Source organism: Actinoalloteichus spitiensis RMV-1378 (assembly GCF_000239155.1).
GTDB lineage: Bacteria > Actinomycetota > Actinomycetes > Mycobacteriales > Pseudonocardiaceae > Actinoalloteichus_B > Actinoalloteichus_B spitiensis.
Map to the genome: position 1 here is coordinate 1 of NZ_AGVX02000259.1, position 15,279 is coordinate 15,279.

Annotated in this window: 17 protein-coding genes and 1 pseudogene; 13 read left to right on the forward strand and 5 right to left on the reverse strand. The window is 73.6% G+C overall.

What is annotated here, in order from left to right:
- Window positions 1–235 precede the first annotated feature (235 nt).
- A complete protein-coding gene (gene dapD, locus ACTIDRAF_RS0212600) occupies window positions 236–1,219 on the reverse strand; it encodes a 2,3,4,5-tetrahydropyridine-2,6-dicarboxylate N-succinyltransferase (RefSeq protein ID WP_016699103.1) in 984 nt (327 codons plus the stop codon).
- A gap of 116 nt (window positions 1,220–1,335) precedes the next feature.
- Between dapD and dapE the strand changes: the two genes are divergently transcribed.
- From dapE to ACTIDRAF_RS0212630, 6 genes are all read left to right on the forward strand, one after another.
- Window positions 1,336–2,409 (forward strand): succinyl-diaminopimelate desuccinylase, encoded by a 1,074-nt coding sequence (gene dapE, locus ACTIDRAF_RS0212605; protein WP_016699104.1) that lies wholly within the window; start codon window positions 1,336–1,338, stop codon window positions 2,407–2,409.
- 174 nt (window positions 2,410–2,583) lie between these two features.
- On the forward strand, window positions 2,584–3,375 hold the full coding sequence (locus tag ACTIDRAF_RS0212610; protein ID WP_039787071.1) for an LOG family protein: 792 nt from the start codon (window positions 2,584–2,586) through the stop codon (window positions 3,373–3,375).
- Between the two features lie 98 nt (window positions 3,376–3,473).
- Window positions 3,474–4,313 (forward strand): dihydropteroate synthase, encoded by an 840-nt coding sequence (gene folP / locus ACTIDRAF_RS0212615; RefSeq protein ID WP_016699106.1) that lies wholly within the window; start codon window positions 3,474–3,476, stop codon window positions 4,311–4,313.
- 334 nt (window positions 4,314–4,647) lie between these two features.
- Window positions 4,648–4,986, forward strand: a complete 339-nt coding sequence (locus ACTIDRAF_RS0212620) for a PadR family transcriptional regulator (RefSeq protein ID WP_026066040.1) — start codon at window positions 4,648–4,650, stop codon at window positions 4,984–4,986.
- An 84-nt stretch (window positions 4,987–5,070) separates the two neighbouring features.
- The gene (locus tag ACTIDRAF_RS0212625; protein ID WP_016699108.1) at window positions 5,071–5,469 is read left to right on the forward strand and encodes a DivIVA domain-containing protein; all 399 of its coding nucleotides are present in this window, start codon (window positions 5,071–5,073) and stop codon (window positions 5,467–5,469) included.
- On the forward strand, window positions 5,466–5,918 hold the full coding sequence (locus tag ACTIDRAF_RS0212630) for an SRPBCC family protein (protein WP_016699109.1): 453 nt from the start codon (window positions 5,466–5,468) through the stop codon (window positions 5,916–5,918). The genes ACTIDRAF_RS0212625 and ACTIDRAF_RS0212630 overlap by 4 nt, the downstream gene beginning before the upstream one ends.
- 76 nt (window positions 5,919–5,994) lie before the next feature.
- Here the strand turns inward: ACTIDRAF_RS0212630 and ACTIDRAF_RS0212635 are convergent, their stop codons facing one another.
- The 3 genes and pseudogenes from ACTIDRAF_RS0212635 to ACTIDRAF_RS35580 form a co-directional block, all read right to left on the reverse strand.
- Window positions 5,995–6,798 (reverse strand): enoyl-CoA hydratase/isomerase family protein, encoded by an 804-nt coding sequence (locus ACTIDRAF_RS0212635; protein ID WP_039787069.1) that lies wholly within the window; start codon window positions 6,796–6,798, stop codon window positions 5,995–5,997.
- A 72-nt stretch (window positions 6,799–6,870) separates the two neighbouring features.
- Complete coding sequence (locus ACTIDRAF_RS34515) at window positions 6,871–7,212, reverse strand: PaaX family transcriptional regulator C-terminal domain-containing protein (RefSeq protein ID WP_016699111.1); 342 nt, start codon at window positions 7,210–7,212, stop codon at window positions 6,871–6,873.
- Window positions 7,213–7,506: 294 nt separating this feature from the next.
- A pseudogene (locus tag ACTIDRAF_RS35580) lies at window positions 7,507–7,725 on the reverse strand (hypothetical protein); the annotation flags it as partial.
- Window positions 7,726–7,841: 116 nt separating this feature from the next.
- Between ACTIDRAF_RS35580 and ACTIDRAF_RS32825 the strand changes: the two are divergent.
- The 6 genes from ACTIDRAF_RS32825 to ACTIDRAF_RS0212670 all read left to right on the forward strand — a co-directional run bounded on the left by ACTIDRAF_RS32825 (window position 7,842) and on the right by ACTIDRAF_RS0212670 (window position 13,001).
- Window positions 7,842–8,009: a DUF3117 domain-containing protein gene (locus tag ACTIDRAF_RS32825; protein ID WP_016699112.1), complete on the forward strand. Its 168-nt coding sequence runs from the start codon at window positions 7,842–7,844 to the stop codon at window positions 8,007–8,009.
- 235 nt (window positions 8,010–8,244) lie between these two features.
- The gene (locus ACTIDRAF_RS0212650) at window positions 8,245–9,750 is read left to right on the forward strand and encodes a leucyl aminopeptidase family protein (protein ID WP_052168811.1); all 1,506 of its coding nucleotides are present in this window, start codon (window positions 8,245–8,247) and stop codon (window positions 9,748–9,750) included.
- A 227-nt stretch (window positions 9,751–9,977) separates the two neighbouring features.
- Window positions 9,978–10,544 (forward strand): hypothetical protein, encoded by a 567-nt coding sequence (locus ACTIDRAF_RS0212655; protein ID WP_016699114.1) that lies wholly within the window; start codon window positions 9,978–9,980, stop codon window positions 10,542–10,544.
- Between the two features lie 168 nt (window positions 10,545–10,712).
- On the forward strand, window positions 10,713–11,039 hold the full coding sequence (locus ACTIDRAF_RS28600; RefSeq protein WP_016699115.1) for a hypothetical protein: 327 nt from the start codon (window positions 10,713–10,715) through the stop codon (window positions 11,037–11,039).
- A 43-nt stretch (window positions 11,040–11,082) separates the two neighbouring features.
- A complete protein-coding gene (locus ACTIDRAF_RS0212665) occupies window positions 11,083–12,507 on the forward strand; it encodes a hypothetical protein (RefSeq protein WP_026066041.1) in 1,425 nt (474 codons plus the stop codon).
- Between the two features lie 56 nt (window positions 12,508–12,563).
- The gene (locus ACTIDRAF_RS0212670) at window positions 12,564–13,001 is read left to right on the forward strand and encodes a hypothetical protein (RefSeq protein ID WP_016699116.1); all 438 of its coding nucleotides are present in this window, start codon (window positions 12,564–12,566) and stop codon (window positions 12,999–13,001) included.
- Between the two features lie 63 nt (window positions 13,002–13,064).
- Here ACTIDRAF_RS0212670 and ACTIDRAF_RS0212675 read toward each other — a convergent pair whose 3' ends face one another.
- A complete protein-coding gene (locus ACTIDRAF_RS0212675) occupies window positions 13,065–13,973 on the reverse strand; it encodes a LysR family transcriptional regulator (protein ID WP_245533526.1) in 909 nt (302 codons plus the stop codon).
- A 66-nt stretch (window positions 13,974–14,039) separates the two neighbouring features.
- On the opposite strand from ACTIDRAF_RS0212675, the gene ACTIDRAF_RS0212680 reads away from it, so the two are divergent.
- The coding region (locus tag ACTIDRAF_RS0212680) for an MFS transporter (protein WP_245533527.1) at window positions 14,040–15,279 on the forward strand (1,240 nt) is incomplete at its 3' end.

The window sequence follows — 15,279 nt, forward strand, 5'->3', positions numbered from 1 at the left end:
CCCCGCCTCTGACGGGGGTCCGGGGCCCCGCGCCCTCGTCGGGACGGGGACGGGCGTCGGTGGAGGGGTCGGCGGGGCGGCCGGCGGTGGCAGCGGCTCCGGGGCGCTCCCGGGGCCGCCCGGGCGGACCAGGGGCGGAGGCGGGACGCGCCAACCGGGGCGTGCGGGACACCCGGTCGGCGCCAGGACGCGGGCGTTCGGCCCCCGTCCCGGCGCCAACGGCGGGCGGAGAACGTCAGTCGTTGGCGTGCAGGACGCTGTTCAGCTCCACCGCGCCGCCCTCCCGGGGGCGGACCTCGACGGCGCCGGTGGTGGAGTTCCGGCGGAACAGCAGCCCGGACCGACCGGAGAGGTCGCTGGCGCGCACCAGCACACCGTCGGGCAGGGTGACCTTGGTGCCGGCGGTGACGTACAGCCCGGCCTCGACCACGCAGTCGTCGCCGAGCGAGATCCCGATCCCGGCGTTCGCCCCGACCAGGCAGCGTTCCCCGATGCTGATGACCTCCCGGCCCCCACCGGAGAGCGTTCCCATCACGGAGGCGCCACCACCCAGGTCGGAACCGTCACCCACCACGACACCCGCGGACACCCTGCCCTCGACCATGGAGGCGCCCAGCGTGCCGGCGTTGAAGTTGACGAAGCCCTCGTGCATGACGGTCGTGCCGGGAGCCAGGTGCGCGCCGAGGCGCACCCGGTCGGCGTCCCCGATCCGGACGCCCGACGGGACGACGTAGTCGACCATGCGCGGGAACTTGTCCTGGCTGTACACCGTGACCGGACCCCGGGACCGCAACCGCAGCCGGGTCGCCTCGAAGCCGTCGACCCGGGCCGGCCCGTGGTTGGTCCACACCACGTTGGCCAACAGCCCGAACAGCCCGTCGAGGCTCAGCCCGTGGGGGCGCACGAGGGTCATCGACAGCAGGTGCAGCCGCAGGTACACGTCGTGCGTGTCGACGGGCGCCTCGGCGAGGGAACCGATGGTGGTCCGGACGGCCTCGACGCGCACGCCACGCGCCTCGTCGGGGCCGAGCAGGTCGACGGCGGCGGAGCCCAGCTCCTCGCCGCACTCCTGGGCGGTGAGGACCCGCGAGCCGGCCTCGTCGGTCTCGGCGAGTCTGACGAAGGGGAACCAGGTGTCCAGCACGGTCCCGTCGTCGGCGATGGTGGCCAGTCCGACGCCGTAGGCGCCGCTCTCCTGGGAAGTGACGTCACTGCTCACGCCGGCAACGGTAACCCACCGTCGGCACCCGACCTCGGGTGCCGAGAAGCCCGGGACGCCGTTCGCCGCTCCCCGTGCCCGCCCACCCGTGCCCCGGGTGGGTACTGTCCGGTGGCGTGACAGACCTGGACCTCAGCGCCGATCCCGTCGAGCTCACCGCAGCCCTCGTCGACGTGCCCAGCGTGTCGGGGGAGGAGGCGGCCATCGCGGACGCGGTGGAGACCGCCCTGCGCCGGCAGGCAGGCCACCTGGAGATCGTGCGCAACGGCAACGCGGTGCTGGCGAGGACGAACCTCGGCCGTCCGGGGCGGGTCGTGCTCGCCGGGCACCTCGACACCGTTCCCGTCAACGGCAACCTCCCGCTGCGCCGCACCGGCAGCGGCCCCGACCAGGTGCTCCACGGCTGCGGGACGGTGGACATGAAGGGCGGCGACGCGGTCCTGCTCGGGCTGGCCGCCGGGTGCGTGTCACCCCGGCTGGACCTCACCTTCGTCTTCTACGACTGCGAGGAGGTCGACGCCAGCCGGAACGGCCTCACGAGGATCGAACGGGAGCTCCCCGACTGGCTGGACGGGGACCTCGCCGTCGTCGCCGAGCCCTCGAACGCGGTGGTCGAGGCGGGCTGCCAGGGCACCATGCGGGTCGAGGTCACCACGACGGGGCGGCGCGCCCACACGGCGCGCGCCTGGATGGGGGAGAACGCCATCCACGGCGCGGCGGAGATCCTGCGGAGGCTGGCCGAGTACGAACCCAGGCGGGTGGACATTGACGGCTGCGAGTACCGCGAGGGGCTCCAGGCGGTGTCGGTGACCGGCGGTGTCGCCGGCAACGTCGTGCCGGACAGCTGCGTGATCACCGTCAACCACCGGTTCGCCCCCGACCGCTCGGTCGCCGACGCCGAGGGGCACCTGCGGTCGGTCTTCGAGGGCTTCGAGGTCCGGGTGGTGGACCGGGCCAGTGGCGCGCTGCCCGGTCTGGGGGAGCCGGCGGCCCGGGAACTGGTGGAGGCGGCGGGAGGGACTCCCGTGGCGAAGCTCGGGTGGACCGACGTCGCCCGGTTCGCGGCCAGGGGGATGCCCGCCGTCAACTTCGGTCCCGGTGACCCGACGCTGGCGCACACCAGGGAGGAGCACATCCGGGCCGCCGACATCACCCGCTGCGCCGACGTGCTCCGCCGCTACCTGGCCTGAACCGGCGCCCTCCCCGCGAGACCAGCGGTCGCGGCCGGGGGAGCGACGTTCCCCCCGCCCGCGTTCGCCCGGCCCGTCCGCCCAGCCGATCGGTGTTCCGCCGATGGTGGGGCATCCGCTCCCCGTCCGGTCGAACCGCCCGCTTCTCGAGCACGTGTCCGTAGGGTGACCAGCATGAGCACGGAGAACGCGGCCGCCCCCGGCAACGGCACCCCACCGGCTGAGCTCGCCCAGACGCAGCAGGGCCCCGTCGTCCTGCGGCGGACGCGCGGCAGGGAGACCACGACCACCGACCAGCGGTTGTTGGACTCCCGGGGCCCCTCGGACTGGGTGCACACCGACCCGTGGCGGGTGCTGCGCATCCAGGCGGAGTTCGTGGAGGGTTTCGGAGCGCTCGCCGAACTGCCCAAGGCGGTCACCGTGTTCGGCTCGGCCCGGACCTCGCGGGACGACCCCGAGTACGCGGTCGGCCGGGCCGTGGGTGCCGCGCTGGCCGACGCCGGGTTCGCCGTCATCACCGGTGGTGGTCCCGGCGCGATGGAGGCGGTGAACCGGGGCTGTTCCGAGGCGGGTGGCTACTCGGTCGGGCTGGGGATCGAACTCCCCTTCGAGCAGGGCCTGAACCCGTGGGTGGACCTCGGGGTCAACTTCCGGTACTTCTTCGCCCGCAAGACGATGTTCGTCAAGTACTCGCAGGCCTTCATCGGGCTCCCCGGCGGCTTCGGCACCCTCGACGAGCTGTTCGAGGCGCTGACGTTGGTGCAGACGAAGAAGGTCACCAAGTTCCCGGTGGTCCTGTTCGGACGCCGCTACTGGCAGGGGCTCTACGACTGGCTCCGCGACTCCGTGCAGGCCGGCGGGAAGATCGGCGTCCGCGACCTCGCGCTCCTCCACCTGACCGACGACATCGACGACGCGGTCCGGGTGGTCGAGGAGGCCTACCAGGCGTGGGAGGAGACCCACTGACCGGCACGACGCCGTTCGGCGGGCGCGAGGACGGACGAGGACGCCGGCCGTCGTCATGGCACGATCGAGCCGTGCGGTTACGGCTCGGCTCTCGGGAGATGCACGGCGACCGGCCCCTGGTCATGGCGATCGTCAACCGGACCAGGGATTCCTTCTACGACCGGGGTGCGACCTTCGCCGAGCCGGCGGCGATGGCCGCGGTGGACCGCGCGGTCACCGAGGGGGCGGACCTCGTGGACATCGGGGGTGTCCGAGCCGGGGCCCAGGGGGAGCGGGTCGACGTGGCGGAGGAGACCGCCCGGGTCGTTCCGTTCGTGCGCGCCGTGCGTGCGCGGTACCCGGACCTGGCGATCAGCGTGGACACCTGGCGCCACGAGGTCGCCGCGGAGGTGTGCCGGGCCGGGGCCGACCTGCTCAACGACACGTGGGCCGGCGCCGACCCCAGGCTGGCCGAGGTGGCGGCGGAGTTCGGCGTCGGGGTGGTCTGTTCGCACACCGGTGGTCTCGCGCCGAGGACCGATCCGCACCGGGTGCGCTACGCGGACGTGGTGGAGGAGGTCGCCGAGGAGTTGGCGGCGCGGGCGGAGGCGTTGGCCAGGGCCGGGGTCCCCCGGGAGGGGATCCTGATCGACCCCACCCACGACTTCGGGAAGAACACCTGGCACGGCCTCGCCCTGCTGCGGCGGCTGGACCGGCTGGTGGACACCGGCTGGCCGGTGTTGATGGCCCTGTCGAACAAGGACTTCATCGGTGAGACCCTCGACGCGGCGACCGAGGACAGGGTGGACGGGACGCTGGCCGCGACGGCCGTGGCCGCTTGGCAGGGCGCCGCGGTCTTCCGGGCGCACGAGGTGGCCCGCACCAGGAAGGTGCTGGAGATGACGGCCTCGATCAGGGGGAGCCGCCCTCCCGCGAGCGTGCTGCGGGCCCTGCGCTGAGCCGGACAGGGCCGGCGCGGCTCGGGGCGCCGGGGCGGCCGCGCCCGTCGGGGCGCTGGCGGTGACACCGAGTCCCCCAACTCGGCCCCGCTGAACGCAGGTCACTCGAAGCGGTTACAAACTGTCAGCGGATTTCCTCCCTTCGGGGGAAAAATCGGGGCTGGCGGTGACAGCAGCGGACCGTGGCCACCTGGTCGGCGGGCACCGCGGACGCCGGGGGGTCACCGCGCCGTCCGCCGGGTCGTGACCGCCGTCGCCCGGACGGACCGCCGGGCCGCGCTGGATGGGTAGCGTCGCTACCGGCCACGCAGCGCTACGCATTAGACTTCTCATTGTGAAGTCGGACGCACTCCGTGGACATCTGGACGCTTTGCTGCTTGCGACCCTCGACGGCCGGCAGCTCCACGGGTACGCGATCATCGAGGCGTTGCAGCTGCGCAGTGGAGGTGCTCTCGACCTGCCCACCGGCACCGTGTACCCGGCGCTCCGCCGGCTGGAACGGGCCGGGTGCGTACGCAGCGCCTGGAGCACGGTGGCGGGGCGCAAACGCCGCACCTACCGGCTGACCTCGACCGGGGAACGCGCGCTGACCGCGGAACGGGCCGCCTGGCGGGAGTTCACCGCCGCCATCGAGGGCGTCCTCAGCTCCGAGTCGAAGGCCGCGCGCGCCTGACCCCGAGCCCGTCCGCCGGCCGCTGACCACCGGTCGCGCCGCCATCCGGCGGGACCCACCCGGCTCGTGCCACGATGTGGTGCCGTGACCACTCTGTTTGTCTACTTCCTGATCGTGGCGATGGTGGCCGCCGTGGTCTTCCTGCTGGCTTCGCTGGTCTTCGGCCGAGGCGAGGAACTCGCCCCGCTGCCGCCCGGCGTCACGCCGACCACGCTGCCGGAGCGGGCGCCGACCGGGGCCGACATCCGCGCGCTGCGGTTCCAACAGGCGGTCCGCGGGTACCGGATGACCGAGGTGGACTGGGCGCTGGCGGAGGTGGCGGACGAGCTGGACCGCCTGCGCGCTCGGGTCGCCGGGCTGGAGGCGAGACTCGCGCGGTGCGAGGACCCGCGGCGGGAACCGGAACCCGCCGAGGGCCAGTGTGAGGGCCGAGGTGGTCCGGGGCGGGAACCGGGAGCGGAACAGGGAGGCGACATCCGATGAACACGGCCACGGTGAAGGAGAGCGTGGACATCGAGGCCTCCGCCGAGGTGGTGTGGTCGGTGGTCACCGACTGGCCCCGGCAGCGGGAGTGGATGCTCGGCACCGAGGTGCACCTGGTCTCGGGTGACGGGCGTGGTACTGGCTCCCGCATGGTCGCCTTCACCGGGGTCGGCGGCCTGGGCGCGCTGGACCCGATGGAGATCACCGAGTGGTCCCCGCCGCACCGCTGCGTGGTCCGGCACACCGGTCGGCTCGTGCGCGGCGAGGGCATCTTCGAGGTCGTCGCGCGGGGACCGGCGGCGTCGACGTTCCTCTGGAGCGAACGGCTGGTCCTGCCCTTCGGTCCGCTGGGCCGGTGGGGATGGCCGGCGGTGCGACCCGGGTTCGCCTGGGGACTGCGTCGTTCGGGCCAGCGGCTGGCCGAGTTGTGCCGGCGAGAGGCGGGTTGAGCGGCACCAGGGCCGGGACGCCGCGGTGAGCACCGCTCCGCGTGGTCCGAGCCCGGCCGCCGTCCGGTGTCGACCGTCAGTTCCCGGCGAACCGGGGCGGGCGTTTGGCCACGAACGCCTCCACCGCCTCCCGGTGGTCGGCGCTACTCCCCGCCTCGTGCTGGAGCCGGGCCTCGCTCGCCAGCGCGTCGGGGAGGGGGCTGGCGGCCCCCAGCCGCAGTGCCTCCTTGAGCGCCGCGAAGGACGCGGTCGGGCCGGTGGCCATCCGGGCCGCCAGTTCCTGGGCGGCCCGCAGGGCCGTCCCGTCCGGGACCAGGCGGTTGACCAGCCCCACGGCCAGTGCCTCCTCGGCCCCGACGGGCTGGGCCAGCAGCATCATCTCCATCGCCCGCCCGTAACCGATGAGTCTTGGCAAGGTCCAGGACGCCCCCGAGTCGGCGGAGAGCCCCACGTTCGCGAAGGCCATCAGGAACCTGGCCGACCGGTCGGCGATGCGGAGGTCCGCTGCGCAGGCCAGGGACGCGCCCGCTCCCGCCGCCGCCCCGTTCACCGCCGCGATCACGGGTTTCGGCATCCCGGTGATCGTCTCGATCAGCGGGTTGTAGTGCCGTTCCACCGTGGTCGAGGACGAGCCGTCACCGCGCTGGAGGGCCTCGACGTGCTCCTTGAGGTCCTGGCCGGCGCAGAACGCGTCCCCCGCTCCGCTGATCACGACCGCGCGGATGGAGCTGTCCTGGGACGCCGCCCGTAACGAACCGAGCAGCGACTCCTTCAACTCCAGGGTGAGCGAGTTGAACGCCGCCGGCCGGTTGAGCAGCAGGGTGCGCACTCCGGCGGCGTCGTCGACCAGCAGCACTGGTTCCGGGCTCTCTGCGGACATGCGGTGCCTTCCTGTTCGTCTCGGTGTCACGGAAGTCGTCTCGGTGTCACGGGAGGGGGAGCGAGAACGCCGTCACGGGGAGGGGGCGGCCGGCGGTGGGGCGGCCGGGCACCTCTCGACGGAGCGGCCGGCCGCCGGGGAGAGGCGGGCGGTCCACCGCTCGGGGAACTCGGCGGTGCGGTGACCGCTCCAGCCCGCCGGGAGCAGGGCGGCCGGCAAGCCCGGGGCGTGGAAGAGGAACGTGCGCCCGTCGCGCGACAGCCCCTGGAGGGCGGCGGAGGCGGGAGGTTCCCGCGACTCCTCCACCGCCGGGGTCAGCGGTCGCCAGCACGCCACGTCGTCGCGGGACAGGCCCACCAGGTCACAGGCGCGGTCGCCCAGCGCGGGGCCGGACCCCGGGTGGCCGGCGAGCACCGCGCTGGCCGTGGCGTCGTCGCTGGTGCGAGGAGGTCCGGGAGTTCCGACGACGGGCGGGGCGCCGCCCGCACCGGCGGTTGCCCCTCGCCGTGGCCGAGCCACCTGAGCGAGGCGACGATCCGTTCCCGGCGGTGGCGGTCCGACACGCCGGGGAGCACCAGGAGATGCCAGTGCCCGTGCCACCTCCGGTCCCGGGTGCGGTGGGTCCTCCCGGCGGCCTGCCTCGTCCCACCGCCGTTCCGCCTTCGGCGTCAGCGAGTGACCCGGCCCGGACGGCGGCCGCGTCGGGCGCAACCACCGCTGCCGGACCGTGCGGGAGACCGCCGTTCGCACCGCGGGACCGGCGAAACCGAGGGGTTCCCCCAACCTGGGCGGCGCCGCGATCGTGGCGGCACCACCACTTCGGCGGAGGTGTCCGCCGAAGTGGTCGAAGATCGCCGAGCCTGCCCGCACGACACCCGAGTCTGGCACCTCCGGGCCCGCCCTACCAGCACCTGTGGACCAGCGCATGCGACACGAAGAGACCGGTTCGGTTTCACCGGTCGCCGCCGATAGGGGAGAATGACCCGGTCACCGGCGGACGGTGCGGTACGTCAGGTGGAAGTTGTTGATGGAGGGAGCACGCTATGGCGGCCATGAAGCCCCGGACCGGCGACGGTCCCCTCGAGGTGACGAAGGAGGGACGCGGGATCGTCATGCGCGTTCCGCTCGAGGGTGGTGGGCGCCTCGTCGTCGAGATGTCGGCGGAGGAGGCCAGTGACCTGGGCGACGCGCTGAAGGCCGCTACGGGCTGACGTCGCGGCGAAGGCTCGGTGGGTCCACCCACCCGCCGCGACGCCCGAGTACGCGAGTCGGGCCCCGGTACAGCTCCACGGCCGGGGCCCTCGGCATCTCCGGGGCCGGGTGGTCGGCCCCCGCCGGGTCACCCGCGTTCCCCAGCCCGCCAGCTCGCCACCACCGGAGTAGACGACATCCGCGTCACGAGGAGATCTTCCGTTGTCCGCACTTCCCCCGTCCACCCTGGACCTCATGGGCCAGTTCCCCACTCCGTTGCCGACCGTCGCCCTCGACGGCGGTGACCGCGACCGGCCGAGCGCGATCGCCGCGTTCGTCGTCGGCGTCGACGACGCGGAGGCGGTGCGCCTGCCGGACCTGCCCGGAACGTACCAGGGCGTCGAGCGTTGGCTCACCACCGCCGGTTTCACCGGGAAGGCGGGCTCCGTCCAGCTGGTTCCCGCCGAGCCCGAACCGACGTGGGTCGTGGGCGTGGGCGAGGGAACGGCCTCGGACTGGCGGCGGGCCGGCGCCGTCCTCGCCCGCGCGGTCCGCGACATCAGGGCGACCGAACCCGAACAGCCGGTCGCCGACCAGGTGACCGCCCTCCTCCCGGAGGAGACCGACCGCGACGCCCTCGTCGCCCTGGCCACCGGCCTGCTGCTCGGCGGCTACCGGTTCAGGGTGAGCGCCGACGAGACCCGGTTGACCCCGCCGACCTTCCTCCTCCGCCCGCCGGCGGCCCTGGACCGGGTGGTCACCGGGGAGGCCCTCGCCGAGGCGGGTGTCCTGGCCGAGGCCACCTCGGTGGCCAGGGACCTCGCGAACACGCCCTCCAACGTCAAGGATCCCGGGTGGTTGGCCGACTCGGCCGCGCTGCTCGCCGAGGACGTTCCCGGTCTCGAGGTGACCGTTCGGGACGAGACCTGGTTGCGCGACCGGGGTTTCGGCGGTGTCCTCGCCGTCGGCGGTGGGTCCCGCCGTCCACCCAGGCTGGTCGAGCTCTCCTGGCGGCCCTCCGAGGGCGACACCGGTCCGCACCTCGTGCTGGTGGGGAAGGGCATCACCTTCGACACCGGCGGGCTGTCCCTGAAACCTGCCGAGGGCATGCACCTCATGCGGACGGACATGGCCGGTGGTGGCGCCGTGATCGCGGCGGTGCGCGCCGTGGCCCGGCTCGGCCTGCCGGTGCGGGTCACCGGGTTGGTGCCCTGCGCCGAGAACCACGTGTCCGGTTCCTCCTACCGGCCCGGGGACGTGGTGCGCCACTACGGCGGGACCACCACCGAGATCACCAACACCGACGCCGAGGGGCGCCTGGTGCTGGCCGACGCCCTCGCCTACGCGGTCGGTGACCTCGGTGCCGACGTGCTGGTGGACGTCGCCACCCTGACCGGCGCGATGAAGGTCTCGCTCGGCCTGCGCACCGGCGGGGTCCTCACCGACGACGACGAACTGGCGCGCGACGTGGTGTCCGCCGGTGAGGCGGTCGGCGAGGCGTGGTGGCGGATGCCGCTGCTCGACGAGTACGCCTCCGAGGTCGCGGGGGAGGTCGGGGACGTGCGCCAGTGCCCGCCGGGGCCGGGCGGCATCACGGCGGCCCTCTTCCTCCGGGAGTTCACCGGCACGACGCGGTGGGCGCACCTCGACGTGGCTGGTCCGGCCCGGGCCGACCGCGACTACGCGGAGGTGACCACCGGCGCGAGCGGGTTCGCCGCGCGGACGCTGGTCAGCCTCGTCCGGGGCCAGGCCCGCCGCTGACCGTCGACCTGACCGCTCCACCGAACGCCCGACCGCCGGCGAGGAGGTCTCCGCCGGCTGGTTGTGGCGCTGGTCACTTACCTCCGGTATCACCCGTGGTGGCCGGCCGGGGTGCCTAGAGTCGCCGGGGACGTGACAAGGGACGCCCGGGCGCTGGTCCACTCTGGACGCCGTGGTGGCCCGGGGCCCCGGCTGCGGGGCCGGGATGTGTGAGTGAGAGCGGTCAGGTGACGACGACAACCCCGCGCGGGAAGTACGCGATCTGGTTCACGCTGGCGATGGTCGCCGTCTCCGTCGGGGTGCTCGTGTACCAGCTGTTCCTCGTCTACGTCCCGACGGTGTTCGGGCGGGACACGGTCCGGGCCGTCCGCGCCATCGAGAGCACCGCCTACCAGGACACCGGCGAGGAACAGCGCTTCGACATGGAGTTCCTGGACTGGGACGGCGGCGAACTGCTGCTCACGGCGGACCGCGCCGAGACCGGGGCCGTGACCCGGTGTTCCGTGCGGGGCGCCGACGGCAGCTGGGAGACGGTGCGCCTCACCTACGCCAGGGAGTACGGCGACCTCGTCTGGCGGGGGACGCCCCAGGTGCCCGCGCCGGGCGAACTGCACTGCGCGGACGAGGAGCGGGCCCGGATCCGGGTGTACTCGGAGGACGTCGAGCGGGCCGGTGAGGTGCTGTCCCGGGGCTGGACGTGGCAGGTCGGGTTCCTGGTGTTCCTGCCTCTCCTCGCGGCGGTGCTCGCGCACGTGGTGGCCGGGGCGCTGTCCCGGCGGCGCGGGGCGGACTGAGCCGACCTCCTCCGCCGGGCGGTACCCGCACCGGTGGAGCGCGGCGCGGGTGCCGGTTCGTTCCCGCCCGCCCACGAGCGCGGCGCGGGGTTCCCCCGCGCCCCGGGGAGGCACCGGAGCGCGGTGCGCCGGAGCCGGCCCTGACCGCCGATTTCGAGGAGGAGTGGAATGAGCGAGCAGTTCCAGGTCGACGTCGCCTCGCTGGAGGGCTACGCGGAGAGCCTGGAGAACCTCCAGGGAGCCTTCGACGCGCTCCGCGAGTACGCCCTGCAGTACGGCTGCGACAAGTCCGGCTTCACCGGCCTGCTCGCGATACTGCAGCCGGGCGTCGACCTGGTCAGCACCCTGTTCGGCGAGACGCTGAACTTCGGGCAGGACAGGCTCGGCGGCACCGCGGACGGGATCCGGAGGAACGCGGCGGTCTACGCCGCCGCCGACCAGGCCGTCCAGGACCGGATGGTCAAGATCATGGAACAGGCCAACCGGGTCATCTGACCGCCGGTCCGAGCAGCTTTCGTACTACTGGGGGAATCGCACCATGAGCTACCAGGATGCCAGCGCGCTCTCCGCACTCGCGTCGCCACCGGAGCCCGTCGATCCCGGCGAGTCGATCGAGACGATGGTCCAGGAGGCCGGCTGGCGCGTCTACGGCGTGGACTGGGCCTTCCAGAAGGTGACCGGCCAGAGCATCGTCGAGGGCGTGATCATGCCGATCACGGGTGACTTCGGCAAGATCGCCACGAACGGCGAGGCGTGGAACCAGGTCGCCGAGGGCATCAGCCAGCTCCGCGAGGCGTTGAACTCGAACGTGGAGGCCGTCCGGCAGGAATGGGACGGTGAGGCCGCGGTCTCCCACGAGACCTTCATCAAGGTCGTCTGGGGCGGGGGGCTCCTCGTCGAGCAGGGTGTCGCCAAGCTGATCGGGATGGCGTTCACCCAGACCGCCGAGGGGTCGAAGGCGCTCGCCAAGCAGGCCCTGCGCCTGCTCGACTGGCTGGTCCAAAAGCTGATCGACGCGATCGCCAAGATCTGGATCCCGGCCTACGGGTGGGTGAAGGCCGCCCAGCTGGTCTGGGACGCCTACCAGCTCTACCAGAAGATCCTCGCGATCGTGGACTCGATCCAGGCGATCATCGAGAGCGCGCAGGCGATCTTCGAGTCCGTGCAGTCGATCGGCTCGAAGCTGGCCGAGATCAAGGACGTCCGGAGCGTGTCCGACGCCGTGGACCTGCTGACGGAGGTCAGCGGCGAGGTGCGGGAGATCTCCGACGAGGTCGGCAACATCCGGGACAACGCCGCGTCGATCCGGGACAACGCCTCCTCGGCGACCAGGGACCTGCGGGACATGAGTCGGGACGCCCGCGACTTCCGCTCCAACTACGACGAGTACCGCGATCGTCGGATCGAGGAACGCAACGGACGGAGCGGCTTCCAGCACGCGGCCGACGACCTGCGTGCCGACCTGCGGCAGGACTACCAGAACGCCAGGGACACGGTCCGGGACGGCTACGAGTCGGGGCGCGACGCCCTCAGGAACGCCTGGGAGAACCCGGGGCAGACGGTGCGCGACGGCGCCTCCTCGGCCTATGGCGCCGCCAGGGACGGTGTCACGGGCTGGGCGCGGGACCAGTACCAGGAGCGGATCGGCCAGCACGTCGACGCCGCCCGGGACGTGGGCAACGCGGCCCGCGAGGGATGGGACGGTGCGCGCGGCGCCTACGACGCGGTGCGGGACGGCTCGGCCTGGAACGCGGCGCGGGACGGAGCCTCCACGGTGTGGAACGCGGGGCAGACGGCGATCAGCGACCCTGGTGGCGCGGTGCGCTCGGCGGGCGAGCACGCCTGGAACGCGGTGCCTGAACAGGAACGTGGCAACCTCAGCGAGGCCGGGCGGAACTTCCGGGAGTTCGGCCGCGACGAGTGGCAGCGGTTCCGGGGACGCGACGAACCCGGCGGTTCCTGAGCACCGCCGGCCCGTGAGGTCGGGCCGGCACCGAACCCACGACGAAGGACGGTGTGATGACGTCTCCTGGATTCGACCAGGACAGCTGGAAGACCCCGCAGGTCCGTGCGGCCGAGGCGCGGCTGGGGGAGGCGATGGCCAGGAGCCGCGAGCTGATCAGGGAGTTGGAGCGGCTCCAGCCGCCGACTCCGCCGCAGGTCACCGAGGCTGACGTCCGGCAGATGGAGGAGGCCGCGAAGCGCGTCGACGCCGATCCCGCGATGCGGGAGCTCCAGGCCAGGGTGGAGGCCGGAACGCTGAGCTGGCGGGACGTGCTGGAGGGCCGGGCGTACGACGATCCGGACGTGCGCCGGGCGTTGGAGAGCCAGATGACCGAGATGCGGGACATCTTCCAGCAGTTCGAGGAGGGCTACACCCTCGACGAGGTCATCGAGGCCCGCCGGCAGGCGGAGAACGGCGAGGACGGCGGCGGTGGCGGCGGCTTCCTGCGCTGACCGGGTGGCCGGTGCGCTCGCGACCCCTGACGGGTGACCGGCCTGGCGCCCTCGGGTCGCCCGTCACCGCGTTCCTCGGCCCAGTGCGAAGTCCCGGAACTCGCGGACGGCGGGGGAGAGGGGCCGTCCGGTCGCCCAGACCAGGCCGACGGTCCGCCGGGCGGCCGGGCTCAGCGGAACCTCGACCACCCCGGCCGGTGGCCCGCTGTCCGCCTGCGGGACCAACGCGATGCCCAGTTCGGCGGCCACCAGCCCGAGCACCGTGTCCGTCTCCTGCCCCTCGAAGGCCAGCCGGGGGCGGAAGCCGGCGGCCGCGCACAACTCGTCGGTGATGGCGCGGAGACCGAAGCCCACCTCCAGACCGACGAAGTCCTCCCCGGCCAGCTCACCGATGCGGACCCGGCGCCGTTTCGCCAGCGGGTGGCGTTCGGGAACGGCGACGACCAGCGGCTGGTGGAACAGCACGGCCGAGGTCAGGCCCGGGTCCCCGGTCGGCGTCGGCGAGGTCAGACCGAGGTCAACGACGCCCTCCCGAAGGCGGTCGAGGATGGTGTCGTGGGGCGCCTGGGCCAGGCTGAAGCGCACCGAGGGGCGGCGAGCCCGGTACCCGCGCAAGAGCTCGGGGACCGGGCGTCCACCGAGCGTGTGCAGGAAGGCCAGCGCGACCAGCCCCTGCTCCCCGTCGGTGTCGGCCAGCGCGCGCCGGCAGCCGGCCTCCAGCGCCGCCAGGGCGTGCCCGGCCGACTCGGCCAAGGCCAGCCCCGCCCTGCTGAGCCGGATCCCCCGCCCAGCCCGGACGACGACCGGGGTGCCCAGCTCCTCCCCGAGGCGGGCGAGCCAGCGGCTCACGGTGGGCTGGGGCACCCGCAACCGCTCGGCCACCCGGGTGATGTGTTGTTCCTCCGCCAACGCCCGGAGCAGGGCCAGCCGGGGCGCCAGGCCACTGGCCAGGCCCGCTGACTTGTCATCCACCACAGGATGAATGTATGCCGTTCCAGTCATTGGACGAATGGGTGTGCGCTTCCTAGCGTCTCCGGGGTGGGAAGGACGCGGGACCCGTCGCCCGGAGCGCCGTCTCCGGCCGCGCGGTCCGACGAGCAGGAGCGGCGACGGGTCGCGGTCGCGATGCTGGCGGCGGGGCTCGCGGTGTTCGCCCTGCTCTACAGCCCGCAACCGGTCCTGCCGCAGCTGTCCGAGGAGTACGGCCTGGGGCCGGGCGGGGCGTCGTTGGCGGTGTCCGCGGCGACCGGCGGTCTCGCCCTCGCCGTCCTCCCGCTGGCCGTGGTGTCGGAACGGCTCGGTCGCCGCCCGGTGATGGTCGGGGCGGTGGTCGCCGCCGTGGGGATCGGGTTCCTCGTGCCGCTGGCTCCCACCTTCGAGCTCCTGGTGGCGGCCAGGGCCGCCCAGGGGGTGGCGATCGCCGGTCTCCCGGCCGCCGCCACCGCCTACCTCGCCGAGCGGGGCCGGGGCCGGGGCCTCGGGGCGATGATCGGCCTCTACATCGCCGGCAACACCCTCGGGGGGATGGCGGGGAGGCTGGTGGCCGGCGTCCTGGCGGGGCTCAGCGACTGGCGGACCGGTGTCGCGGTGGTGACCCTGCTGGCCACGGCGTGCGGGGTGGTCTTCGTCCTGCTGCTCCCCCGCCGCGACGGCCCGGCACCAGCCGCCAGGACCGGGGGGCGGGTGCTGGTGGCTGGCGTCGGCGCGGCGCTGGCCAGGCGGGAGCTGTACGGGCCCTACCTGGTGGCCGCCCTCGGGATGGGGGGCTTCGTCGCGCTCTACAACGTCGTCGTCTTCCGGCTGTCGGCACCCCCGTTCCTGGTCGCGCCGGCGGTCGCCTCGCTGGTGTTCCTCGCCTACGCCGCCGGCAGCGTGAGTTCCCCCGTCGCCGGGCGGCTGGCCGACAGGTTCGGACCGAGGAGGGTGCTGGGGGGCACGCTCGGGGTCACCATGGTCGGCACCCTGCTCACCCTCTCCGGGCACCTGCTGGTGGTCGTGGTGGGCCTGGTGGTGCTGACCGCCGGGTTCTTCGCCTCCCACGCGACGGCGAACGGGTGGTTGGGGCGCCGGGCCGCGCCGTGGGCGCGCGGACAGGCCGCCGCCGTCTACTGGTTGTCGTACTACCTGGGCAGCAGTGTCGGGGGGACCCTCGGCGGCCTGGCCTACGGTGCCTGGGGCTGGTCGGGAACGGTGGCGGTGGTCTGCCCGTGGTTCCTCGTCGCGGCGCTGGGAGTGGCGGTGCTCGGCCGGGAGGGGGAGCCGCCCCCCGGACGGCCAC